Source organism: Amycolatopsis sp. SID8362, assembly GCF_010550475.1.
GTDB classification, from domain to species: Bacteria; Actinomycetota; Actinomycetes; order Mycobacteriales; family Pseudonocardiaceae; genus Amycolatopsis; species Amycolatopsis eburnea.
This window is the reverse complement of record NZ_JAAGNB010000130.1, coordinates 1-218: the sequence shown is the minus strand read 5'-3', so window position 1 is coordinate 218 and position 218 is coordinate 1. Positions and strand designations below refer to the sequence as shown.

Here is a 218-nt window from a genome sequence, read left to right as displayed (position 1 = left end):
CTCCGGCAAAGTCGCGCCGGGTGAGTCCGACGCCATGAACGACTCGTTCATGGCGTCGCAGGCCGGTGAGCGCCCGGCCCTTCAGGACACTTACCCCACGTAGCGGCGGGCCCGGGAGGCGCGCTGGGGTGCCTCCAGGAGGCGCAGGCCGTGCTCAACGTGCGCCGGCACCACCCGGCGCCGGCCGAGCACCCACGGGAGGCCGCGCACGACGTCCC

General features: G+C 74.8%; 1 pseudogene. It reads right to left on the bottom strand.

Going from position 1 to position 218, the window contains the following annotated elements:
- Positions 1-90 precede the first annotated feature (90 nt).
- A pseudogene (locus tag G3I65_RS56995) lies at positions 91-218 on the bottom strand (glycosyltransferase family 2 protein); the annotation flags it as partial.